This is a genomic window from Planococcus sp. TJ-302 (assembly GCF_058268455.1).
Genome location: NZ_JBZDOI010000009.1, coordinates 1 through 2,578 on the forward strand (window position 1 = coordinate 1; position 2,578 = coordinate 2,578).

The 2,578-nt window shown below is 54.3% G+C and carries 1 rRNA gene; it reads left to right on the top strand.

The features are described 5' to 3' along the window. Window positions 1-2,540, top strand: a 23S ribosomal RNA gene (locus tag AC4EHB_RS17050); the annotation flags it as partial. Between the last annotated feature and the right edge of the window lie 38 nt (window positions 2,541-2,578).

The window sequence follows — 2,578 nt, forward strand, 5'->3', positions numbered from 1 at the left end:
TCCCCTCCAGAGTGGATCCTGAGTACGGCGGAACACGTGAAATTCCGTCGGAATCCGGGAGGACCATCTCCCAAGGCTAAATACTCCCTAGTGACCGATAGTGAACCAGTACCGTGAGGGAAAGGTGAAAAGCACCCCGGAAGGGGAGTGAAATAGATCCTGAAACCGCGTGCCTACAAATAGTCAAAGCCCGTTAATGGGTGATGGCGTGCCTTTTGTAGAATGAACCGGCGAGTTACGATTGCATGCAAGGTTAAGCTGAGAAGGCGGAGCCGCAGCGAAAGCGAGTCTGAATAGGGCGAGTGAGTATGCAGTTGTAGACCCGAAACCAGGTGATCTACCCATGTCCAGGGTGAAGGTGAGGTAACACTTACTGGAGGCCCGAACCCACGCACGTTGAAAAGTGCGGGGATGAGGTGTGGGTAGCGGAGAAATTCCAATCGAACCTGGAGATAGCTGGTTCTCTCCGAAATAGCTTTAGGGCTAGCCTCAAGATTGAGAATCCTGGAGGTAGAGCACTGTTTGGACTAGGGGCCCATCCCGGGTTACCGAATTCAGACAAACTCCGAATGCCAGTGATTTATGCTTGGGAGTCAGACTGCGAGTGATAAGATCCGTAGTCAAGAGGGAAACAGCCCAGACCACCAGCTAAGGTCCCCAAATATCCGTTAAGTGGAAAAGGATGTGGCGTTGCTTAGACAACCAGGATGTTGGCTTAGAAGCAGCCATCATTTAAAGAGTGCGTAATAGCTCACTGGTCGAGTGACACTGCGCCGAAAATGTACCGGGGCTAAACGGATTACCGAAGCTGTGGATGGATCTCGTTAGAGATCCGTGGTAGGAGAGCGTTCTAAGGGCGTTGAAGCTGGACCGGAAGGACTGGTGGAGCGCTTAGAAGTGAGAATGCCGGTATGAGTAACGAAAGACGGGTGAGAATCCCGTCCACCGAATGCCTAAGGTTTCCTGAGGAAGGCTCGTCCGCTCAGGGTCAGTCGGGACCTAAGTCGAGGCCGATAGGCGTAGACGATGGACAACAGGTTGATATTCCTGTACCACCTCCCCGCCGTTTGAGCAATGGGGGGACGCAGAAGGATAAGGTGAGCGCGCCGTTGGTTGTGCGCGTCCAAGCAGTGAGGCGGAAAATGAGGCAAATCCCATTTTCACATACGCCAAGCTGTGATGGCAAGGGGCATTGCGCCCTGGAGTCCCTGATTTCACACTGCCAAGAAAAGCCTCTAGCGAGGCGGGAGGTGCCCGTACCGCAAACCGACACAGGTAGGCGAGAAGAGAATTCTAAGGTGAGCGAGTGAACTCTCGTTAAGGAACTCGGCAAAATGACCCCGTAACTTCGGGAGAAGGGGTGCTCTGGTAGGGTGTATAGCCCGAGAGAGCCGCAGTGAATAGGCCCAGGCGACTGTTTAGCAAAAACACAGGTCTCTGCAAAACCGTAAGGTGACGTATAGGGGCTGACGCCTGCCCGGTGCTGGAAGGTTAAGAGGAGTGCTTAGCGCAAGCGAAGGTGCGAATTGAAGCCCCAGTAAACGGCGGCCGTAACTATAACGGTCCTAAGGTAGCGAAATTCCTTGTCGGGTAAGTTCCGACCCGCACGAAAGGCGTAACGATCTGGGCACTGTCTCAACGAGAGACTCGGTGAAATTATAGTACCTGTGAAGATGCAGGTTACCCGCGACAGGACGGAAAGACCCCGTGGAGCTTTACTGTAGCCTGATATTGAATTTTGGTGCAACTTGTACAGGATAGGTAGGAGCCAGAGATCCCGGAGCGCCAGCTTCGGAGGAGGCGTCAGTGGGATACTACCCTGGTTGTATTGAAATTCTAACCCACGCCCCTGATCGGGGCGGGAGACAGTGTCAGGCGGGCAGTTTGACTGGGGCGGTCGCCTCCTAAAGAGTAACGGAGGCGCCCAAAGGTTCCCTCAGAATGGTTGGAAATCATTCGCAGAGTGTAAAGGCAGAAGGGAGCTTGACTGCGAGACGTACAGGTCGAGCAGGGTCGAAAGACGGGCTTAGTGATCCGGTGGTTCCGCATGGAAGGGCCATCGCTCAACGGATAAAAGCTACCCCGGGGATAACAGGCTTATCTCCCCCAAGAGTTCACATCGACGGGGAGGTTTGGCACCTCGATGTCGGCTCATCGCATCCTGGGGCTGTAGTCGGTCCCAAGGGTTGGGCTGTTCGCCCATTAAAGCGGTACGCGAGCTGGGTTCAGAACGTCGTGAGACAGTTCGGTCCCTATCCGTCGCGGGCGCAGGAAATTTGAGAGGAGCTGTCCTTAGTACGAGAGGACCGGGATGGACACACCGCTGGTGTACCAGTTGTTCCGCCAGGGGCATCGCTGGGTAGCTATGTGTGGCCGGGATAAGTGCTGAAAGCATCTAAGCACGAAGCCCCCCTCAAGATGAGATTTCCCATTGCGCAAGCAAGTAAGATCCCTCAAAGACGATGAGGTAGATAGGTTCGGAGTGGAAGCGTGGCGACACGTGCAGCTGACGAATACTAATCGATCGAGGACTTAACCAAAACCGTGGGCACGGATTGCCCGTTTCGTTTCAATGTCG